Source organism: Pseudomonas sp. ATCC 43928, assembly GCF_005938665.2.
Lineage (GTDB): Bacteria > Pseudomonadota > Gammaproteobacteria > Pseudomonadales > Pseudomonadaceae > Aquipseudomonas.
In genome coordinates, this window is the sequence record NZ_CP041753.1 from 4,888,292 (window position 1) to 4,909,542 (window position 21,251).

The following is a 21,251-nucleotide window of genomic DNA, read 5'->3' on the forward strand; positions in this document are numbered from 1 at the left end:
TCAGATACCCCAGAGAATCTGCACACCCCAGACGAAGTAAGCGAACATCGCAACGCCGCATACCGCCTGGAAAAGGAAACGTACTGCAGTCGCGGACTTGCCCAGCGCCATCGGCGTCAGGTAGTCGGTCGCGATGGTCCACATGCCGACCCAGGCGTGAGCGCCCAGGGCCACAAGGGCCAGCAGACTGAAGATACGCATCCCGTTGTGGGCGAACAGGCCATGCCATTGGGCGTAGCCAATGCCAGGATTCGCAGCGAGGTATCCGATCAGGAAAATGAAATAAGCCGCGAGAACAACCGCAGACACACGTTGCGCCATCCAGTCATAGAGGCCCGAACGCGAAAGGTTCGTAACGCTGGTTACCATATCCAAACTCCTGCCAGAACGATCAACACCACGGAAACGGCGATGATAATTTTCGAGCCCAGGCGGCCGCCTTCCAGCGTCTCACCGATGCCCATGTCCATGATCAAGTGGCGCACACCGGCTACCAGGTGATACAGAAGAGCGGACAGGAGGCCCCATGCTACGAACTTGGCCAGCGGGCTGGTCAAGCATGCCTTCACCTCGGCAAAACCTTCCTCGGAACCCAGAGACTTGCCCAATGCATAAAGCATGAAGCCAAGGCCCAGGAAGAGGATGATGCCGGAAACACGGTGAAGAAACGACGTAACGCCGGTGATGGGGAGTTTGATGGTCCTTAGGTCTAGGTTTACAGGTCGTTGGCTTTTCACGGCTTTTTTTTCACACTGAAGAGCCCCTAACAATCAGGGCAAAGTTGTTGGGGAGTGCACTGGTCAGGTAACCACCACCCAGGGATGCGACCCCCAATAAAGCAGGCCCAAAAGCCCCTGGCGGTCGGTGGCCGAGTATAGACAGTTAGGCTACTAATGACAACGCGTTCACCTTCCCCTAATAGCGGATTGCACAAGTGACATAAAAGGCGTAAACGGCAGACAATTTCGAGAAAAAAGTGCGGTTAAAGCCTTCTGGAGCAAGACTTTAGGCAAATTGACATTCGAATTTATCTCACTATAGTGGTGCGGGCCCTGCGTGGGGGGTCTGTCTGATGATTTCAAGCATAAATAGGAGGCCACATGGCTGACAAAAAAGCGCAGTTGATCATCGAGGGCGCAGCCCCCGTCGAGCTGCCCATTTTAACCGGCACCGTTGGTCCCGATGTTATCGACGTTCGGGGCCTGACGGCCACGGGCCGTTTCACCTTTGACCCTGGTTTCATGTCGACCGCCTCTTGCGAGTCGAAGATCACCTACATCGACGGCGACAACGGTATTCTGCTGCACCGCGGCTACCCGATCGAACAGCTGGCTGAAAAGTCGGACTACCTGGAAACCTGCTACCTGCTGCTCAACGGCGAGCTGCCGACTGCAGAACAGAAGGCCCAGTTCGTCGGCACCGTGAAGAACCACACCATGGTCCACGAGCAGTTGAAGACCTTCTTCAACGGCTTCCGTCGCGACGCCCACCCGATGGCCGTCATGTGCGGTGTAGTTGGCGCCCTCTCGGCGTTCTACCACGACTCCCTCGACATCAATAACCCGCAGCATCGCGAAATTTCCGCGATCCGCCTGGTTGCCAAGATGCCGACCCTGGCTGCAATGGTTTACAAGTACTCCATGGGCCAACCCATGATGTACCCGCGCAACGACCTGTCGTACGCGGAAAACTTCCTGCACATGATGTTCAACACCCCGTGCGAGATCAAACCGATCAGCCCGGTACTCGCCAAGGCCATGGACCGGATCTTCATCCTCCATGCCGACCACGAACAGAACGCATCGACCTCCACCGTACGTCTGGCAGGTTCCTCGGGTGCCAACCCGTTCGCCTGTATCGCCGCCGGTATCGCTGCACTGTGGGGCCCTGCCCACGGCGGTGCGAACGAAGCCGTGTTGACCATGCTCGATGAAATTGGCGATGTCTCGAACATCGACAAGTACATCGCCAAGGCCAAAGACAAGAACGATCCGTTCAAACTGATGGGCTTCGGTCACCGGGTTTACAAAAACCGCGACCCACGCGCTACCGTCATGAAGCAGACCTGCGACGAAGTATTGAAGGAACTGGGCATCACCAACGATCCGCAACTCGAACTGGCCATGCGCCTGGAAGAGATCGCCCTGACCGACCCGTACTTCATCGAACGCTCGCTGTACCCGAACGTCGACTTCTACTCGGGGATCATCCTCAAGGCGATCGGCATTCCAACCAGTATGTTCACCGTGATCTTCGCCCTGGCGCGGACTGTCGGCTGGATCTCCCACTGGAAAGAAATGCTCTCCAGCCCGTACAAGATCGGCCGTCCGCGCCAGCTGTACACCGGCTACGAGTCGCGTGACATCACCCCGCTTGAAGACCGCAAATAAGACCTGTCTTGCGATAACGTCTTAAGTTGCACCGAGAACGGCCTCTATGTAGATAGAGGCCGTTTTTGTTTGTGCTCTTTGGTTGTGTATATATCCGTTTCTTCGGTAACGGCGGCTCGGACTCCGGGAAAAGAGCAGACAGATCAAAAGCCAAAGCAACGGCAAGATCAAAAGATCGCAGCTTTCGGCAGTTCCTACGGGAGGAATATATCCCCACGTCCGATCAGGCCGGCCGGTCGGCCGCCTCGCTTTGGCTTTTGCATATAGCCTTCGCGGGCAAGCCTCACCCCTACAAAGGGCGATAACCGCCCATAAAAGCCCAATAAAAATGCCCCGATCTCTCGACCGGGGCATTCGTGTCAGCGCAGCTTATATATAAGAAGCCTTAGTGCGAAACCGCCCCACTCGCCCCCAACCCCGTCTGCGAACGGACAAACTGCGGGAAGAACAGCGCCCGCTCATTGTCAGCCGCAGCAGATTTGTCAGTGATCGAGAAGAACCAGATCCCGATAAAGGCAATGATCATCGAGAACAGCGCAGGGTATTCATACGGGAAGATCGCCTTCTCGTGACCCATGATCTGCACCCAGATGGTTGGCCCCAGCACCATCAAGCCAACAGCACTGACCAGCCCCAACCAACCGCCGATCATCGCACCGCGAGTCGTCAGTTTCTTCCAGTACATGGAAAGCAGCAGCACCGGGAAGTTACAGCTCGCCGCGATGGAGAACGCCAGGCCCACCATGAACGCGATGTTCTGCTTCTCGAACAGAATGCCCAGGCCGATCGCCAGCACCGCCAGGGCGATGGTGGTGATTTTCGAGACGCGGATTTCGTCCTTCTCGTTGGCCTTGCCCTTCTTGATCACGCTGGCATACAGGTCATGGGACACTGCCGAGGCACCGGCCAGGGTCAGGCCGGCCACCACCGCCAGAATGGTCGCGAACGCCACCGCCGAGATGAAGCCCAGGAACACACTGCCACCCACCGCGTTGGCCAAATGCACCGCCGCCATGTTGTTGCCGCCCAACAGCGCGCCTGCCGCATCTTTAAAGGCCGGGTTGGTGCTGACCAGCAGGATCGCGCCGAAGCCGATGATAAAGGTCAGGATGTAGAAGTAACCAATGAAGCCGGTCGCATACAGCACGCTTTTACGCGCTTCTTTCGCGTCACTCACGGTGAAGAAGCGCATCAGGATGTGCGGCAGGCCAGCGGTACCGAACATCAGTGCCAGGCCGAGGGAGAACGCCGAGATCGGGTCTTTCACCAGGCCGCCCGGGCTCATGATTGCTTCACCTTTGGCGTGAACCTTGATCGCCTCGGAGAACAGCGTGTTGAAGTCGAAGTTGACGTGTTTCATCACCATCAGCGCCATGAACGAGGCACCGGACAGCAACAGCACTGCCTTGATGATCTGCACCCAAGTGGTCGCCAGCATGCCGCCGAACAGCACGTACAGGCACATCAGGATACCGACCAGGATCACCGCAACGTGGTAGTCCAGGCCGAACAGCAGCTGAATCAGCTTGCCGGCACCGACCATTTGCGCGATCAGGTAGAACGCCACCACCACCAGCGAACCGCACGCCGACAGCGAGCGAATCTGGGTTTGCCCCAGGCGATAGGACGCCACGTCGGCAAAGGTGTACTTGCCCAGGTTACGCAGGCGTTCGGCGATCAGGAACAGAATGATCGGCCAGCCCACCAGGAAGCCGATCGAGTAGATCAGGCCGTCGTAGCCAGAGGTGAACACCAGGGCGGAGATACCCAGGAAGGACGCCGCGGACATGTAGTCACCGGCAATCGCCAGACCGTTCTGGAAACCGGTGATCTTGCCACCCGCCGCATAGTAGTCGGCGGCCGATTTGTTGCGCTTGGACGCCCAATAGGTGATGCACAAGGTTGCCCCGACGAATACCACGAACATCATGATCGCGGATACGTTGAGCGGTTGTTTCTGCACTGCACCTGTCAGGGCCTCAGCCGCCCAGGCGCCCGGTGCAAAGGCTGCGATGCTCAAGAGAGCGATTAGACGCCGGATCATTGCTGAGCCTCCTTGAGAATCGCATTGTTCAAGTCGTCGAATTCGCCGTTGGCGCGTCGTACGTAGATGCCAGTCAGGACAAAGGCCGAAACAATCAGCCCGACACCGATCGGAATGCCCCAGGTAATCGAAGACTCGGGGCTGATTTTTGCGCCCAGAATATGCGGCCCGTAAGCAATCAAAAGGATGAATCCTGAGTACAGCCCAAGCATGATCGCTGAAAGAATCCAGGCGAATCGTTCTCTCTTGCTAACCAGCTCCTTGAAGCGCGGGCTGTTTTGAATCGAGAGGTAAATGCTGTCGTTCATTGTTTTTATCCTCGCAGCACAGATTTAAGTTGGAACGTTATCCACTCTATGCGGCTGCCGGGGAGGTTCCAGACGACCTTAGTATTAGAACGACATGACGGCTTCTCCCCCGCCGAATTCCCACAGAAAGCAAAAAGCCCCTTGGCATTTAAGCCAAGGGGCTTTGAGAGGTGCTGACCAGACGCTTCAGCTCAAATCATTTGGTCCATTCGGCAACGCGATCCGGGTGTTTAGCCACCCAGTCTTTCGCTGCCGCTTCAGGCTTGGCACCGTCCTGAATCGCCAACATGACCTGGCCGATTTCGTCCTTCGACGCCCACTGGAAGTTCTTCAGGAACTTCGCGACTTCAGGCGCTTTGGTTGCCAGTTCTTTGCTGCCGATGCTGTTCACGGTTTCAGCTGCGCCGTAAACGCCTTTCGGGTCTTCCAGGAAGCGCAGTTTCCACTTGGCGAACATCCAGTGCGGCACCCAACCGGTGACGGCAATGGATTCGTTTTTCTTCTCGGCACGGGTCAGCTCGGCAATCATGCCGGCGCCGGAACTGGCCTTGAGGGTGTAATTGTCCAGACCGTAATCCTTGATGGCCTGATCGGTCTTGAGCATCACGCCTGAACCGGCGTCGATGCCGACGATACGGCCCTTGAAGCTGTCGTCGGTTTTCAGGTCCGCAATCGACTTGGCCTTGACGTACTCCGGCACGATCAGACCGATTTTCGCATCCTTGAAGTTCGGGCCGTAGTCGACGACCTGATCCTTGTTCTTCGCCCAGTATTCGCCGTGAGTCACAGGCAGCCACGCCGACAGCATGGCGTCGAGTTTGCCGGTGGCCACACCTTGCCACATGATCCCGGTGGCAACCGCTTGCAGTTTCACGTCATAACCGAGTTTCTGTTTGATCACTTCAGCAGCCACGTTGGTCGTGGCGACGCTGTCCGACCAGCCGTCCACATAACCGATCGTTACTGCCTTGCCTTCAGCGCTGGCTACGGTAGAACTGATTGCCAGCACCAAAGCGGCACCTGCGCCCAAGAGTCGTCGCATCTTCATCGTTACTTCCCCGAAAGTGCTGCACTCGACGGATGCCGAGTCGCTCAACGTATTTTTATGGTGCACAGCGCCCCCATCACGCCGACCGCAAACTCGCTCGATTATCAGTGGAGTACTGACGTGTCGATCATCAACCTGACGCCAACAGTGACCTGCTCTGCCAGCGACCTCAAGGCATCGAGAAACGACATCAGAAGGCCATTAATCGCGACCGCTAAAAATGCATAGGCCATCCCGCCTGAACTTTGCATGTCAAAACCAAGCAGCCCACCAAGCGTAGGCCAAATGCAGGTAACATGCCCGGCTTTGCTCCCAGACGGCCTGAACATGCCCGCGACATCACGCTTTCCTTTTTTGGCTTATCTTTTCGCTTGCCTGCTGGGGCTGTTTGCCCTCGGCGGCTTCTGGTACGGCCTCGGCAAACCGGTGATCCTGCCGGACGTGGTCAGCGCAACGCACAAGCTGCAATGCGCCTCCTACACCCCGTTCGACAAGGACCAATCGCCATTCGACGTGCCGTTCAAACTGCGCCCCGAGCGCATGGACGCCGACCTCGCGCTGCTGGCGACCCGTTTCGAATGCATCCGCACCTATTCCATGACCGGCCTCCAGGATCTGCCCGACCTGGCGCGCAAGCACGGCTTGAAGCTGATGATCGGCGCCTGGGTCAACAGCAACCCGGTGGACACCGCCAAGGAAGTCGACCTGCTGATCGCCTCGGCCAATGCCAACCCGGATGTGGTGACCTCGGTCATCGTCGGCAACGAAGCCCTGCTGCGCAAGGAAGTCACCGGCGCGCAACTGGCAACGCTGATCAATAAAGTCAAAAGCCGGATCAAGCAACCAGTGACCTACGCCGACGTCTGGGAGTTCTGGCTCAAACACCCGGAAGTCGCCCCGGCAGTGGATTTCCTGACCATCCATTTATTGCCGTACTGGGAAGACGATCCGTCGAACATCGATGCTGCGCTGCAACATGTGGCAGAAGTGCGCCAGGTGTTCGGCAACAAGTTCGCGCCCAAGGACGTGATGATTGGCGAAACCGGCTGGCCGAGCGAAGGTCGTCAGCGCGAAACGGCGCTGCCGAGCCGGGTCAATGAAGCCAAGTTCATCCGCAGCTTTGTGATCATGGCCGAGCAGCAAGGCTGGCATTACAACCTGATCGAGGCGTTCGACCAGCCCTGGAAACGCGCCAGCGAAGGTGCGGTGGGCGGTTATTGGGGACTGTTCGATGCCGATCGCCAGGACAAGGGCGTGCTCGCCGGGCCGGTCTCGAACGTGCCGTACTGGTCGCAATGGCTGGCGGTGGGTGGCCTGATCTTCATCGGCACGCTGATCCTCGGCGGTCGGGTTCGCAGCACCCGCGCAGCGTTGGTGCTGCCACTGCTCGGTGCCCTGGCGGCCTGCTCGATTGGCGCCTGGGGCGACCTGGCCCGCGTCACCACCCGTTTTGCCAGTGAATGGTTGTGGGTAGCGTTGCTGACGGGGTTGAACCTGTTGGTGCTGGCCCATGCCGCGCTGACCTTGAGCACCCACACCGGTTGGCGTGGGCGCGCCTTCAATGCACTGGAACGTCGAGCCGGCTGGTGGCTGGCAGCGACAGGTTTTGCCGCGGCGGTGATGATGCTGGAACTGGTGTTCGACCCGCGTTATCGCAGCTTCCCGAGTGTCGCCTTCATCCTGCCGGCGCTGGTGTACCTGTGCCGGCCGGTGAGCGTGCCTCGTCGGGAAATCGCCGTGCTGGCCTTCATCATCGGCGCCGGCATTGCGCCGCAGCTGTTTCGTGAAGGTCTGCAGAATCAGCAGGCTTGGGGCTGGGCGCTGGTGAGTGTGTTGATGGTCGCGGCGTTGTGGCGCAGCTTGCGGGTTCGCAAAGGGTAATCAACACAGCACGATCAAAAGATCGCAGCCTGCGGCAGCTACAGGGAAACGCATATCCCCGTGTAGGAGCTGCCGCAGGCTGCGATCTTTTTTATGCCCGAACCAGACGCAAAGCAGCAATCACCACCGCAAACACCGCCAACGTGGTGGTGTACAACGCCAGCGCCGGAAACCCGAACACCAGCGCCAATACCGCCAACCACCACCCTGCCCGCCCCGACAGCACAAAACCGGTCACGGCTGCCGCCACTGCCGCCCAGCCCAGCACCTTGAAGTGAATCATCAAGCCCAGGTTCGAGCGCACCTGGCACTCCCAGCGGCTGGCCTCGTCAACGCAGATGCCGACCCATTGAGCATCCTCCATGAAGCCATAACGCGCGCCATAACTGGCGGCCAGCCACAATGGCAGAAGAACGAGCAGCAGAATCACGGGCAGACGGCGGGACATGAAGCACTCCAATAAACGAAATCGGCCGCCAGCTTAATCCCCCGCCCTTGGTAAGCAAATAACATCAATTAACTGTTCATGAAATAACTGCAAAGTGTATCGTCCCGCTACCGTTGCTCCGAAATCAGGCCTGTTTGCGGCCGATGCATGGCACTTTGGCCCAAATCCGATGGTCATAGCCTGCGAACTTCATCTGGCACCTTCCTCTAAGGGATCTAGTCATGCTCCGTTCCTTGCGCTTCGTCGCCCTGTTTGGCGGCTTGCTTTTAAGTGCGTCCGTACTGGCGGCCGATATTGACGCCGCCAGTTATGGCTACCCCCTGACCAACCCGTTCGAGGCGACCATCGCCACGACACCGCCCGACTTGCGCCCGGAATTGCCGCTGGATGAAGACATCAATCAGTCGGACCGCAGTGTCACGATGCGCCCGGAGCGTGAGTTCAATCTGCCGGACAACTTCTGGCCGGTGAAAAAACTCACCTATCGCATCGCCACGCAGGATCATGCCGCACCGTTGATCTTCCTGATCTCCGGCACCGGTGCACGCTATGACAGCACCCTCAACGAATACCTGAAAAAGCTCTATTACAAGGCCGGCTATCACGTGGTGCAGCTGTCGTCGCCCACCAGCTTCGACTTCATGAGCGCCGCCTCGCGCTTCGCCACCCCGGGCGTAACCAAGGAAGATGCCGAAGACATGTATCGGGTGATGCAGGCCGTGCGGGCGCAAAACCCGAAGCTGCCGGTCACCGATTATTTCCTGACCGGTTATAGCCTCGGCGCCCTGGATGCGGCTTTTGTTGCACACCTGGATGAAACCCGTCGCAGCTTCAACTTCAAAAAAGTCTTGCTGCTCAACCCGCCGGTCAACCTTTACACCTCGGTCACCAACCTGGACAAGCTGGTACAGACGGAGGTCAAGGGCATCAACAACACCACCACTTTCTATGAGCTGGTGCTGGGGAAACTGACCCGCTACTTCCAGCAAAAGGGCTACATCGACCTCAACGACGCCCTGCTCTACGACTTCCAGCAGTCCAAGCAACACCTGAGCAACGAGCAGATGGCGATGCTGATCGGCACTTCGTTCCGTTTCTCGGCGGCGGACATCGCCTTTACCTCGGACCTGATCAACCGTCGCGGCCTGATCACGCCACCGAAATTCCCGATCACCGAAGGCACAACCCTCACGCCGTTCCTTAAGCGCGCGCTGCAGTGCGACTTCGACTGCTACATCACCGAGCAGGTCATCCCGATGTGGCGCGCCCGCACCGATGGTGGCAGCCTGCTGCAACTGATCGATCAGGTCAGCCTGTATGCACTGAAGGACTACCTGCACGACAGCCCGAAAATCGCCGTCATGCACAACGCCGACGACGTGATCCTCGGCCCTGGCGACCTGGGCTTTCTGCGCCGCACCTTTGGCGACCGTTTGACTGTTTATCCATTGGGCGGCCATTGCGGCAACCTCAACTATCGCGTCAACAGCGACGCCATGCTGGAGTTTTTCCGTGGCTAAATACTTCCTGCTGATCGCAGCGTTACTCTGTGCAGGCGTCGCCAATGCCGACAACAGCAAAGCCAACGCCCCAGTGGTAATCGATAAAGATGGCTTCAAGGAACCGCTGAGCAAACTCAAATTCAACCCGGGGCTGGACCAGCGCGAATTCGAACGCTCATCGCTCAACGCACTGAACGTCTATGACCCGCTGGAAGAGTGGAACCGCCGCGTCTACCACTTCAACTACCGGTTCGACGAATGGGTGTTCCTGCCCGTGGTCAACGGCTATCGCTACGTCACCCCAAGTTTCCTGCGCACCGGCGTCAGCAACTTCTTCAACAACCTCGGTGATGTGCCGAACCTTTTGAACAGCCTGCTGCAATTCAAGGGGCAACGCTCGCTGGACACCACCGCTCGTCTGCTGCTCAACACCACCATCGGTGTCGCCGGCCTGTGGGATCCGGCCACCGCCATGGGCCTGCCGCGCCGCAATGAAGACTTCGGCCAGACCCTGGGCTTCTACGGCGTACCGGGCGGCGCCTACCTGGTGCTGCCAATCCTCGGCCCGTCGAACCTGCGCGACACCGCGGGCCTGGCGGTCGACTACACCGGCGAATCGGCGATCAATTTCCTGAACGTGTCCGAAGTCAGTTCCAACCACCCGGAAATCTGGGTACTGCGCGGCATCGACAAGCGCTATCAGAACGGCTTCCGCTACGGGCAGATGAACACACCGTTCGAGTATGAAAAAGTGCGTTACGTGTATACCGAGGCGCGCAAGCTGCAGATCGCCGAGTAACTTCGTCGGCAACAAAAAAAGGCCATTCGATTTGCGTCGAATGGCCTTTTTCATGCGCGGCGTATCAAACACCAGCTCCCAGAGCTTCAGGCTTTCACCGTTTTCCAGAGCTTGCCTACCGCCATCACCCCCACCAACACTGCCGCGCCCGCGACAATCCCGGCCACTGCATTGAGCAACGTCGGCACGATAAACCCGGCCCCACCAGACGCTGCGGTGACACTCTCGATCCAGTGATGAACCACCGGCACACCATGGGTCAGAATCCCGCCGCCGACCAGAAACATCGCCGCCGTGCCGATTACCGACAGACTTTTCATCATGTACGGCGCCGCGCGCAGAATCCCGTCGCCGATGCTTTTAGCCATCTGGCCCTGCTTCTGGGTCAGCCACAGGCCAAGGTCGTCGAGCTTGACAATGCCGGCCACCAGGCCATAGACGCCGATAGTCATGACGATGGCGATGCCCGAGAGCACGATCACTTGCTGGGTCAGTGAAGCGTCAGCCACCGTGCCTAACGTGATGGCGATGATTTCTGCCGACAAAATGAAATCGGTACGAATCGCCCCTTTGATCTTGTCCTTCTCGAACGCCACCAGATCGACTGCCGGGTTGGCCACGGCCTCGACCAGCTCTGCGTGTTCAGCCTGATCTTCGGCTTTGCTGTGCAGGAATTTGTGGGCGAGTTTTTCGAAGCCTTCGAAGCACAGGTAAGCGCCACCGACCATCAGCAACGGTGTGACCAGCCACGGAATGAACGCACTGATGGCCAACGCCGACGGTACCAGGATCAGCTTGTTGAGAAACGAGCCCTTGGCGACCGCCCATACCACCGGGATTTCCCGTTCGGCACGCACGCCGGAAACCTGCTGGGCGTTGAGCGCCAGATCGTCGCCCAGGACACCGGCGGTCTTCTTCGCGGCCATTTTGGTCATCAACGCTACATCGTCCAGTACGGTGGCGATGTCGTCGATCAGCACCAGCAAACTGCTTCCTGCCATGAATCGGGTTTCCTTCTTGAATGAATGGTGCGCAGCATAACGCGACCCGAGGCCACACGGGGCATTCTTGAGCGTCGCGCGAGGCCGGTGCTACCATGCGCAACCGCCAGAACAGGCAAGGAACCCCTTGGTTTATGAGCACTATCCGCGAGCGCAACAAAGAACTGATCCTGCGTGCCGCCAGTGAAGAATTTGCCGACAAGGGCTTCGCTGCGACCAAAACCAGTGACATCGCGGCCAAGGCCGGGCTGCCCAAGCCTAACGTCTACTACTACTTCAAATCCAAGGAAAACCTCTACCGCGAGGTCCTGGAAAGCATCATCGAGCCCATCCTGCAAGCCTCGACGCCGTTCAACGCCGACGGCGTGCCCAGCGAAGTGCTCAGTGGCTACATCCGCTCGAAAATCCGCATATCCCGCGACCTGCCCTTCGCCTCCAAGGTGTTTGCCAGCGAAATCATGCACGGCGCCCCGCATTTGAGCCCCGACCTGGTCGAGCAGCTCAACGGCCAGGCCAGGCACAACATCGACTGCATCCAGACCTGGATCGACCGCGGCCAGATCGCCCCGATCGACCCCAACCACCTGATGTTCAGCATTTGGGCCGCGACCCAGACCTACGCCGATTTCGACTGGCAGATTTCTGCAGTGACCGGCAAGGCCAAGCTGGATGAGGCCGACTATGAAGCGGCGGCGCAGACAATTATCCGGTTGGTGCTCAAGGGATGTGAGCCGGACTGATAGCGGCCCAGGATCAATGCCGACTCGGCAGTCCATGAAAACTGCCGGTCGGGATTGCGTGTTTGCGCCCTCTAAACCTTCGGCAGCGGATTCAACACCACGGCTGCCTTGGGCTTTCTGAAGAAGATCCAGTAGACGATCGTGAGGATCAGCAGGAAAGGCACACCGAATACCAAGGTCATTTTGAAGGCATCGGTGAAGTAGGTGGTGATCATCACCGCGCCCATCAGCAGCAGCCCCAACAGCGTGGTGTACGGGAACAGGCGCATGCGAAAGGACAGTTTCCGTTCACCGTTGCGCTCGTGGTAGCGACGGAAACAGTAGTGGGTCAGGAAGATCATGAACCAGGTGAAGATCGCGCCGAACATCGAGATCGCCATCATCAAGGTGAAGGAGCTTTCCGGGTACAGCACATTGAGCAACGTTGCCAGGGCAATGCCGGAGCTCGACAGCAACAAGGCATTCAGCGGGATTCCGGTCTTGCTCAACACCCCCATGGACTTGGGTGCATAACCGCCGCGGGACAGGCTGAACATCATGCGGGTGGTGATGTAGAGCTGACTGTTCATCGCCGACAACGCCGCAATCAGGATCACGAAATTCATCACGCCGGTTGCGCCGGGAATGCCGATGGTCTGCATGACGGTGACGAACGGGCTCTGCGCTTGACCGGCCTGGACCCACGGCACAATCGCCAGCATCAGGGCCAGGGTCAGCAGGTAGAACACCACCAGCCGCACGATGGTCGCACGAAAAGCCTTCTTCACCGCCCGCTCCGGGTCCTGCGCCTCGCCGGCGGCCACTGCGATCATTTCCACGCTCAGATAGCTGAAGATCGAGACGATCACCGCAATCCACATGCCTTGCAGACCATTGGGAAAGAAGCCGCCGTGGGCGGTGTAATTGTGCACGCCGTAATCCGCGTTGCCGGAACCGAACACCACATACACCGCGAGGATGATGAAGCCGACAATCGCACCGATCTTGATGGTCGAGAACCAGTACTCGAAGGTGCCGAAGGTTTTCACGCTGATGGCGTTGAGCACGATCAGCATGCTCGAGAACGAAACAATCCAGATCCATTCCGGTACGTTGGCGAACCAGTACTTCATGTACATCGCCACCGCCGTCACTTCCGTGCCCACTGCCAGCACAATCGCCGCCCAATAGGCATAGCGCACCAGGAACCCGGCCAATGGGCTGACATAGAATTCGGCATAGGCGCCGAACGAGCCGGAGGTCGAATGGGCCACCGTCATTTCCGCCAGACAGCCCATCAACAGCAGGGTGATGATCGCGCCAATCGCATAGCTGAGCAGCACGCTCGGCCCGGCATAACCAATGGCGTAAGCACTGCCCATGAACAGCCCGGTGCCAATCGCACCGCCAATGGCGATCATGCTCATCTGACCCGAGGTGAGCTGGCGCCTGAGGCCCTGCTCACGCTTGGAGATGTTTTCAAAACCGGCGTTATCGGTCATTTTTCTTTCCTCTGAATATTGTCTTTCTTGAAGAGAGCAAATCGTTTGGGTTGCCGGTGGGGATCAGCCACGGATCAGAAAATATTCAGCGGATACTCGACGATCACCCGGACTTCGTTGTTGTCGGTGGTGTCCGCCCGGGCCACCTGGGCGGTGGAACGCACACTGGCCTGACGCACACGTATCGACAGGTCCTTGGCCTTGCCCTCCTGCACCACGTAGCGCGCTTCAAGGTCGCGTTCCCAGCGCTTGCCGTCACTGCCGTAACGTCCATAGGCACCATTGGGGCCGCCGTCGTAGTGGCTGTCGTCGATATGGTCACCGCTCACATAGCGCGACATGAAGCTCAGGCCCGGCACGCCAAAGGGCGCCATGTCCAGGTCATAACGCAGCTGCCAGGAACGCTCATTGGGCGCGTTGAAGTCGAGGATCTGTACCGAGTTGGCAAGGAATACCGAGGTGCCCGGCTGCTGATCGAAGCCGAGATAATCGAACGGTTCATCGCCATCGACCCGTTGGTAGGCCAGGGTCAAGCGGTGCGCGCCAACCTTGTACGCGGCGGCCAGCGACCAGGTAGTGTTGTCGATCTTGCCGGCCAGGCGTTGGCCATAGTCGTTGGTGCGATAGAGGTTGAAATCCAGGTTCAACGACTGGTTTCCGCTCAGGGCATAGCTGTAGTTGGCGTTGGCGTAGTACTGCCGCCAGATATCAGCGAACTGCGAACCGTACAGGCTGACGCTCAATTGATCGCTCAGGGCATAACTGCCGCCCAGATAATCGACGCTGCGGGTTTCCACCCCGGCATACAGTGCCTTGAGGGCGCCATCGTCGTTGGTCGACGCACTGTCATTGCCCGAGGTGAAGTGCCCGGCATCGAGTTTCAGTCCTTTCAACTCGTTGCTGGTCAGCTGGAAACCATTGGCGTAGGTGGTGAACAGGCGCGCCGAGCCGGTGCCGAACACCGGGTTGAGCGGTGTCAGATTGCCGTATTTGAGTTCGGTCTTCGAGATCCGCGCCTTGAGCGCGCCACCCGCTTCGGAATACTCATCCTCGGCGCGTCCATCGGAATCGACCGGCAACAAACCGGTGCCGGTACGCCCCCTGCCGCTGTCGAGCTTGAGCCCCAACTGCGCGTAGGCGTCGACTCCGAAACCCACAGTGCCCTGGGTATAGCCTGAACGGTAATCGAGCATAAGTCCGTGCGCCCACTCCTCCCGATAGTTCTGGCCGCCCGGGTTGTTGAGGTTGTTGCGGTAGAAATAGAAATTGCGATGGGTCAGGGTCAGGCTGCTGTCTTCAACGAATCCATTGTCGGGTGCGGCATGGGCCACTTGGCCGAGACAGCTGGTAATGGCGAGCGGCAAGGCGGGCCAAAGGGACAGTTTCATTCTGCGTGTTCCTTATTATTGTGTTTTCACAGAAGTGCTTATCGGAGGCGACCGAAGCCCTGCTGCCGGGAAATTCGCGGCAGCAAGACAAAGGCGTCGGGGGGTATCAGGTGACGCTGTGGCGGATCTGGAATTGCTCTTGCGACCAGGTTTTCTGATCAAGTATTTCGCCGAGGATCTGCACCGCATCCCAGACCTCGGTGAAGCTGGTGTACAGCGGGGTGAAGCCGAACCGCATGATCCGCGGCTCGCGGTAATCGCCGATCACGCCACGGGCGATCAAGGCCTGGATCACCGCATAACCCTGGGGATGTTCGAAGCTGACATGGCTGCCACGCTTGGCGTGTTCGCGTGGAGTGACCAGGGTCAGCTCGTGAGCGGCGCAGCGCTGCTCGACCAACTGGATGAACAGGTCCGTCAGCGCCAGGGACTTGCTGCGCAGGCTGGCCATGTCGGTCTGGGCGAAGACATCCAGACCGCACTCGATCATCGCCAATGAAGTGATGGGCTGGGTGCCGCACAAATAGCGGGCGATTCCGCTGCTCGGCTGGTAATGCGACTCCATGGCGAACTGCCGCGAATGACCGAACCAGCCGGACAGCGGTTGCGCCACCAGATCGCACAACTCAGGGGAAACCCAGACGAAAGCTTGCGAGCCCGGACCGCCATTGAGGTACTTGTAGGTGCAACCGATGGCGTAGTCGGCGCGCGCCTGATGCAGATCGACCGGCACCGCCCCGGCGGAATGCGCCAGGTCCCAGATGGCCAGCGCGCCGCATTCATGGGTCAGCGCGGTCAGGGCCTGCATGTCGTGCATGTAGCCGGTCTTGTAGTTGACGTGGGTGAGCATGACCACCGCGGTGTCCTGGTCAATCGCTTGCGGCAGCTCTTGCGGGCTGTCGACCAGACGCAGGCTGTAGCCCTGCTGCAGCATGTCCGCCAGACCTTCGGCGATATACAGGTCAGTCGGAAAGTTGCTGGTCTCGCTGACGATCACCCGCCGCGTCGGCGCCCGCATGGCCTGCACGCGCAGGGCGGCGCTGAGCACCTTGAACAGGTTGATCGAGGTGGTGTCGGTCACCACCACTTCGCCGTCACCGGCGCCAATCAGCCCCGCCAGTCGATTGCCCAGACGTTCAGGCAGGTCGCGCCAGCCGGCGCTGTTCCAACTGCGGATCAGGCCATTGCCCCATTCATCGGCGATCACGGCCTGAGCACGCGCCAGCGCTGCGACCGGGCGCGCGCCGAGGGAGTTGCCGTCGAGATAGATCACCCCTTCGGGGAGCGCAAACTGCTGACGCAGAGGGGCCAGAGCGTCCTGCGCATCAAACGTCAGACAATCGTTTCTTGTAGTCATTGGGTGTCCTGCTTTTTGAAAGAAGTGCCGTCCGGGCAGATCGCAATAGTCGGGTGTGAGTGTCGTGTTTCAGGCGTTATTTGCGCCTTCACGGTGAGGAAATAATGAACGAAGCTTTAGAGAATTTTCGTGCAAAGTAAGCAGCCATCTAGTATCTATCTCGTAGAAAATTCGAATCCAACGCCAAATATCGAGGATTTATTCTAGCCATGACTCTCGACCCGACAGACCTGCGGATCCTGCATCTCTTGCAACGTGACGGCCGTATCAGCAACCACGAAATGGCAGAGAAAGTCGCACTGTCGCCGTCGGCCTGTTTGCGCCGTTTACGCTTGCTGGAAAGTGAAGGAATCATCACTGGCTATCGCGCGATGCTGAACGCAGAGAAGCTGGGAGTCGAACTGGAAGCCATCGTCCATGTGTCATTGCGACAGGACGTCGAGGACTGGCACGAGACCTTCATCAAGAAGGTCCAGTTGTGGCCGGAAGTGGTCACCGCCTACGTGATTACCGGGGCGAGCAACTATGTGCTGCGGGTCCAGGCGCGCAACGTCAAACACTTCTCCGACTTCATCGTCAACCAACTGAACCGCACGGCGGGGGTGACTGATATCCGCTCGGAAATCGTGTTGCAGAAAATCAAGGAGCGGGAGACGTTGCTTGATTTGGTGGTGCGTAAGTGAGCCGCCGGGATATTCAGACCCCGCGCATGCGCCGGGCTTCGTTACGCTGCAAGGTCATGCTGGGGGACTCGTCGAACAACTTGCGGTATTCGGCGGAAAAACGTCCCAGATGCGTAAAGCCCCAGCCCATGGCGATCGCGGAAATATTGCGCGCCGAGCCGTGTTCGAGGATTTCCTGGCGCACAGCGTTCAACCGGTATTTTTTCAGGTAGACCATCGGCGACAGGGCGAAGTACTTCTTGAACGCCTCGCACAGCTTGAAACGCGAGACCCCGGCCGCGACCTCGATATCCTCCAGGTGCAAGGCTTCGCGAGCATTGTCGTGAATGTATTGCTTGGCCCTGATCAGGTAGTGCGGCAGTTTCACGCCGAGCACGTTGCGCAATTCTTCGGAGTAGTTGTTCGGCTGGGCGAGGATCAAGCCTTTGATCAATGAGCTTTCGATGTCCCGAGTGAAGACCACCTGTTCGTACAGTTCATTGCTGCGTTCCAGCTCCGCGATGAAATAACGCGCCATGCGCCACCACGAGGCCGACGCGCCGTCCACCGCATCCATCACCGGCTCGAAACGCAGCGGCGTATCCAGCGGTCGCTGCAGCATGCCCTCCAGCGACTCGCTCATGGCGACGCGGGTGATCACCACCTGAACTTTGCGGCAGTCGCCGGAGATCGCCAGCATCTGGTTCTCATTTGGGGAAATAATCACCCCTTGATCGCGGTTGGATTTCGACACGCTGCCGTTCTTGCTCAGCTCCTGCTCGCCCACCAAAGGCAAACTCAGGCTGTAACTGCTGAAGTGCTCGGCGTCTTCGATATCGATGGTGACATCGGTGCCGTACGAGAGCGTGCCCAGGGTCGTGGCCATCGACTTGAACACATTGGCGCTGTGATGAAAGCGGATCCGCTCGGGCGTCGAAGTCTGGAGGCGGTGCGGTCCGCAGATACCAGACATCCAGTTCCTCGCACCCTCGAGGTCATAGTGATCGATACGAATGTCGCGAAACTGCGGATCAGCGTTGCTACTCATCACGGCGCACCCACGGCAAAGGCTATTGAACTATCGGCAAGGCCCGATCCTTGGCCATACGCATCCGGTAAAAACCAAAGATGATCAACACCCACACCGGTATGGCGAAGACTGAAGCGCGTATCCCTGGAATCATCAACATGACGCAGACGATCATGGCCATGAAGGCCAGGCACAGGTAATTGCTGTAAGGGAACCAGAACGCCTTGAAGCCCGGCACGATACCTCGCTGGCCCATGATTTTGCGAAATTTCAGGTGCGTCAGGCTGATCATCGCCCAGTTGATCATCAGCGATGCGACCACCAGTGCAAAGAGCAACTCAAGCGCTTCATGCGGGGCGAGGTAGTTAACCAGCACGGACAGCATGGTGATCAACGCAGATACGCCCAGCGCCAGTAGAGGCACACCCTGCTTGTTCAGTTTCATCAGCGCCTTGGGTGCGTCGCCCTGTTCGGCCAGGCCATAGAGCATGCGGCTGTTGCAGTAGACGCCACTGTTATAGACAGAGAGCGCTGCGGTGAGCACCACGAAATTGAGGATGTGCGCTGCGGTGTCGCTGCCGATCAAGGAGAAGATCTGCACGAACGGGCTGCCGCTATAGGCATCGCCCGAAGCGCCCAGTGTCTGTAGCAGTTGATCCCACGGATACAGCGACAACAACACGGTGAGTGCGCCGACGTAGAAGATCAGCACGCGATAAACCACCTGGTTGATCGCCTTGGGAATCACCTTACCCGGCTCGCTGGCTTCAGCGGCGGTGATACCGACCAGTTCCAGGCCGCCGAAGGAGAACATGATGAACGCCATGGACATCAGCAACCCAGTGGTGCCGTTGGGAAAGAAGCCGCCGTGACTCCACAGATTGCTGACCGAGGCCTGCGGGCCGCCCGTTCCGCTGAACAACATGTAGCAGCCCAGGACGATCATGCCAATGATCGCGACGACCTTGATGATTGCGAACCAGAACTCCATTTCGCCGAAGACTTTGACGTTCATCATATTGATCAAATTAACCAGGACGAAGAACACCGCCGCGCTGACCCAGGAGGGGACTTCCGGCCACCAGAACTGCACGTACTTGCCGACAGCCGTCAACTCGGCCATGCCCACCAGCACATACAGCACCCAGTAGTTCCAGCCGGACAGAAAGCCGGCATAGCCGCCCCAGTACTTGTGGGCAAAATGACTGAAGGAGCCGGCCACCGGTTCCTCGACAATCATCTCGCCCAGCTGGCGCATGATCAGAAAGGCGATGAAGCCGGCAATCGCATAGCCGAGGATCATCGACGGCCCGGCCGATTTGAGTACTCCGGCAGAGCCGAGAAACAACCCGGTACCTATCGCTCCGCCCAATGCGATCAGCTGAATATGACGATTTTTCAGCCCTCGCTTGAGCTCGCCTTGCCTCAAGATTTCATCCGCCATCTGGTTACCTTTTAATTGTTATGGTCAGGCATGGTTTGAATGCGTCAATTTACTCAATTGCCGCTCGGTTTAAGCGTTCAAACATCATTCTCGGTAAATTAAAGCGTTGAGCGCACTCGCCACAACTCCGGGAACAACACGGTATCGAGCATCTTGCGCAGATAACCGACACCTTCTGTGCCACCGGTCCCTGGTTGAAAGCCGATGATCCGCTCGACCGTGGTCACATGCCGGAAGCGCCATTGACGGAACGAGTCCTCAAGGTCGATGAGTTTCTCCGCCAGCTGATAGAGATCCCAATAACGCGAAGGGTCAGTGTAGACCTCGCGCCAGGCGGCTTCGACCGACGCGTCATGCGTCGTCGGACTGCTCGGATCGCGCTCGAAACGCTGTGGGTCGATGGTCAAGCCTGCGCTGGCCATCAAGCGAATCGCCTCGTCATACAGCGACGGTGTGGCGATCGCCTTTTCAAGCGCCTGCAACAGTTCCGGCCGATGCGCATGGGGGCGCAACAGGGTCGCGCTTTTGTTGCCCAGAATGAATTCGATCTCGCGGTACTGGAACGACTGAAAGCCCGATGACTGCCCCAGAAACGGCCGTATCGCGTGGTACTCGGTGGGTGTCATGGTGGCCAGCACCGTCCAGGCATGCACCAGTTGATCAAAAATCCGCGAGACCCGCGCCAGCATCTTGAACGCGGGCGGCAACTCTCCCTGTCGAATGTGTTCACGAGCGGCTTTGAGCTCGTGCAGCATCAGCTTCATCCACAGCTCTGACGTCTGATGCTGGATGATGAACAGCATCTCGTTATGGTCCGGAGATAACGGGTGCTGTGCGCTGAGAATGCGCCCCAGATCCAGGTAGTCGCCGTAGCTCATGGAGTCGGAAAAATTCAGCTCGGCGTTATGCCATTCTTCCGTCTGGTTTGCAGTTGAATAGGGGCATTGGCTCATTGAGTCGGCTCCTCAAGTTGCGGTTTATTCAGTGGACGCAAAATTGCCCTGACCGGACTGGCGTCCAGATGGGCAAAACGCAGCGGCAGCGCGATCAATTCATAGTCCCCTTCCGGGACGTCATCGAGCACGATGCCCTCGAGGATGGCCATGCCATGTCGGGCTACGGCATTGTGCGAATCCATGGTTTTGGATTGCTGAGGGTCCAGCGAAGGCGTATCGATACCGATCAAGCGCACACCGAGGTTCGCCAGCAGGTCGACGGTTTCTTTGGCGACGGCGGTGAAATCCGGATCCCAGGCGCTCAATGGCGCTTGTTGCCAGGTGCGCAGCAGCACCCGTTCAGGCAGGTCTTGCAAGCGACCTTCAAGCTGCTCGGGGTGTACCAGCCGGCCGCTATTCAGGCAATGCAGCACACGGCAAGGCCCCATATAGACATCGAGTGACACATCGCCAATGGCCGCGCCATCAGCGCTGTAATGCAGCGGCGCGTCGACATGGGCCCCCGTGTGAGGCGACAGGGTGATACGCCCGACATTTACCGGACACTCGGGTCCGAACGTCCAAACGCGCTCTTCCTGGAAAGGTGTGTCACCCGGCCAGGTAGGTGTAGCGGTGCTCAGAGGCGGGCTGATATCCCACCACGACAGTGTTGTTTTCATTGTAAAGCTCTCGGCCTGTTCCGAGAGAATGATACGAGTGATACCTATGAATTTTCTTGCGAAAATATTCGGCAACAGCCAAATGTTTCGCACAAAATTCTAAAAATCCGGAA

At 58.4% G+C, this 21,251-nt stretch carries 20 protein-coding genes; 6 read left to right on the forward strand and 14 right to left on the reverse strand.

The window, feature by feature from the left end; genetic code table 11:
* On the reverse strand, positions 1-369 hold the full coding sequence (gene sdhD / locus FFH90_RS22250) for a succinate dehydrogenase, hydrophobic membrane anchor protein (protein WP_003210573.1): 369 nt from the start codon (positions 367-369) through the stop codon (positions 1-3).
* Positions 363-737: a succinate dehydrogenase, cytochrome b556 subunit gene (gene sdhC / locus FFH90_RS22255; protein ID WP_015096190.1), complete on the reverse strand. Its 375-nt coding sequence runs from the start codon at positions 735-737 to the stop codon at positions 363-365. Before sdhC ends, sdhD begins: the two co-directional genes overlap by 7 nt.
* Before the next feature lie 363 nt (positions 738-1,100).
* Between sdhC and gltA the strand changes: the two genes are divergently transcribed.
* Complete coding sequence (gene gltA, locus FFH90_RS22260) at positions 1,101-2,390, forward strand: citrate synthase (RefSeq protein ID WP_018925105.1); 1,290 nt, start codon at positions 1,101-1,103, stop codon at positions 2,388-2,390.
* A 385-nt stretch (positions 2,391-2,775) separates the two neighbouring features.
* Here gltA and FFH90_RS22265 read toward each other — a convergent pair whose 3' ends face one another.
* The 3 genes from FFH90_RS22265 to FFH90_RS22275 all read right to left on the reverse strand — a co-directional run bounded on the left by FFH90_RS22265 (position 2,776) and on the right by FFH90_RS22275 (position 5,790).
* Positions 2,776-4,434 (reverse strand): cation acetate symporter, encoded by a 1,659-nt coding sequence (locus tag FFH90_RS22265; protein ID WP_018925104.1) that lies wholly within the window; start codon positions 4,432-4,434, stop codon positions 2,776-2,778.
* Positions 4,431-4,742, reverse strand: coding sequence for a DUF485 domain-containing protein (locus FFH90_RS22270; RefSeq protein ID WP_007939152.1), 312 nt, complete (start codon positions 4,740-4,742; stop codon positions 4,431-4,433). The genes FFH90_RS22265 and FFH90_RS22270 overlap by 4 nt, the downstream gene beginning before the upstream one ends.
* A 196-nt stretch (positions 4,743-4,938) precedes the next feature.
* Positions 4,939-5,790: a glycine betaine ABC transporter substrate-binding protein gene (locus tag FFH90_RS22275; protein WP_111454377.1), complete on the reverse strand. Its 852-nt coding sequence runs from the start codon at positions 5,788-5,790 to the stop codon at positions 4,939-4,941.
* 285 nt (positions 5,791-6,075) lie between these two features.
* Here FFH90_RS22275 and FFH90_RS22285 point away from each other — a divergent pair, with 285 nt between their 5' ends.
* Entirely contained in the window at positions 6,076-7,671 is a 1,596-nt protein-coding gene (locus FFH90_RS22285) for a beta (1-6) glucans synthase (RefSeq protein ID WP_138866104.1), read from the forward strand.
* A gap of 91 nt (positions 7,672-7,762) precedes the next feature.
* On the opposite strand, the gene FFH90_RS22290 is transcribed toward FFH90_RS22285, so the two are convergent.
* Positions 7,763-8,119 carry a hypothetical protein gene (locus tag FFH90_RS22290; protein WP_019648145.1) on the reverse strand — a complete coding sequence of 119 codons (357 nt, stop codon included), beginning with the start codon at positions 8,117-8,119 and terminating at the stop codon, positions 7,763-7,765.
* Between the two features lie 221 nt (positions 8,120-8,340).
* Here FFH90_RS22290 and FFH90_RS22295 point away from each other — a divergent pair, with 221 nt between their 5' ends.
* Together FFH90_RS22295 and FFH90_RS22300 are read left to right on the forward strand one after the other, a co-directional pair.
* Entirely contained in the window at positions 8,341-9,639 is a 1,299-nt protein-coding gene (locus FFH90_RS22295) for a serine protein kinase PrkA (protein WP_018925099.1), read from the forward strand.
* Positions 9,632-10,420 (forward strand): VacJ family lipoprotein, encoded by a 789-nt coding sequence (locus FFH90_RS22300; protein WP_086945842.1) that lies wholly within the window; start codon positions 9,632-9,634, stop codon positions 10,418-10,420. The genes FFH90_RS22295 and FFH90_RS22300 overlap by 8 nt, the downstream gene beginning before the upstream one ends.
* Positions 10,421-10,506: 86 nt before the next feature.
* On the opposite strand, the gene FFH90_RS22305 is transcribed toward FFH90_RS22300, so the two are convergent.
* Positions 10,507-11,421, reverse strand: a complete 915-nt coding sequence (locus FFH90_RS22305) for a DUF808 domain-containing protein (RefSeq protein WP_138866105.1) — start codon at positions 11,419-11,421, stop codon at positions 10,507-10,509.
* Positions 11,422-11,555: 134 nt separating this feature from the next.
* Between FFH90_RS22305 and FFH90_RS22310 the strand changes: the two genes are divergently transcribed.
* Positions 11,556-12,161, forward strand: a complete 606-nt coding sequence (locus FFH90_RS22310; RefSeq protein ID WP_007939160.1) for a TetR/AcrR family transcriptional regulator — start codon at positions 11,556-11,558, stop codon at positions 12,159-12,161.
* Between the two features lie 71 nt (positions 12,162-12,232).
* Here FFH90_RS22310 and FFH90_RS22315 read toward each other — a convergent pair whose 3' ends face one another.
* The 3 genes from FFH90_RS22315 to kynU all read right to left on the reverse strand — a co-directional run bounded on the left by FFH90_RS22315 (position 12,233) and on the right by kynU (position 16,387).
* Positions 12,233-13,642, reverse strand: coding sequence for an amino acid permease (locus FFH90_RS22315; protein WP_064619401.1), 1,410 nt, complete (start codon positions 13,640-13,642; stop codon positions 12,233-12,235).
* 74 nt (positions 13,643-13,716) lie between these two features.
* The gene (locus tag FFH90_RS22320; protein ID WP_138866106.1) at positions 13,717-15,030 is read right to left on the reverse strand and encodes an OprD family porin; all 1,314 of its coding nucleotides are present in this window, start codon (positions 15,028-15,030) and stop codon (positions 13,717-13,719) included.
* A gap of 106 nt (positions 15,031-15,136) precedes the next feature.
* Entirely contained in the window at positions 15,137-16,387 is a 1,251-nt protein-coding gene (kynU, locus tag FFH90_RS22325) for a kynureninase (RefSeq protein WP_138866107.1), read from the reverse strand.
* 209 nt (positions 16,388-16,596) lie between these two features.
* Between kynU and FFH90_RS22330 the strand changes: the two genes are divergently transcribed.
* Complete coding sequence (locus FFH90_RS22330) at positions 16,597-17,070, forward strand: Lrp/AsnC family transcriptional regulator (RefSeq protein WP_007939165.1); 474 nt, start codon at positions 16,597-16,599, stop codon at positions 17,068-17,070.
* 13 nt (positions 17,071-17,083) lie between these two features.
* Here FFH90_RS22330 and FFH90_RS22335 read toward each other — a convergent pair whose 3' ends face one another.
* From FFH90_RS22335 to kynB, 4 genes are all read right to left on the reverse strand, one after another.
* Positions 17,084-18,097 carry a helix-turn-helix domain-containing protein gene (locus tag FFH90_RS22335; protein WP_096479729.1) on the reverse strand — a complete coding sequence of 338 codons (1,014 nt, stop codon included), beginning with the start codon at positions 18,095-18,097 and terminating at the stop codon, positions 17,084-17,086.
* A gap of 22 nt (positions 18,098-18,119) precedes the next feature.
* The gene (locus tag FFH90_RS22340) at positions 18,120-19,523 is read right to left on the reverse strand and encodes an amino acid permease (RefSeq protein WP_019579611.1); all 1,404 of its coding nucleotides are present in this window, start codon (positions 19,521-19,523) and stop codon (positions 18,120-18,122) included.
* 98 nt (positions 19,524-19,621) lie between these two features.
* Positions 19,622-20,476: a tryptophan 2,3-dioxygenase gene (gene kynA / locus FFH90_RS22345; protein WP_138866108.1), complete on the reverse strand. Its 855-nt coding sequence runs from the start codon at positions 20,474-20,476 to the stop codon at positions 19,622-19,624.
* Entirely contained in the window at positions 20,473-21,138 is a 666-nt protein-coding gene (gene kynB, locus FFH90_RS22350; RefSeq protein WP_028940010.1) for an arylformamidase, read from the reverse strand. Before kynB ends, kynA begins: the two co-directional genes overlap by 4 nt.
* Between the last annotated feature and the right edge of the window lie 113 nt (positions 21,139-21,251).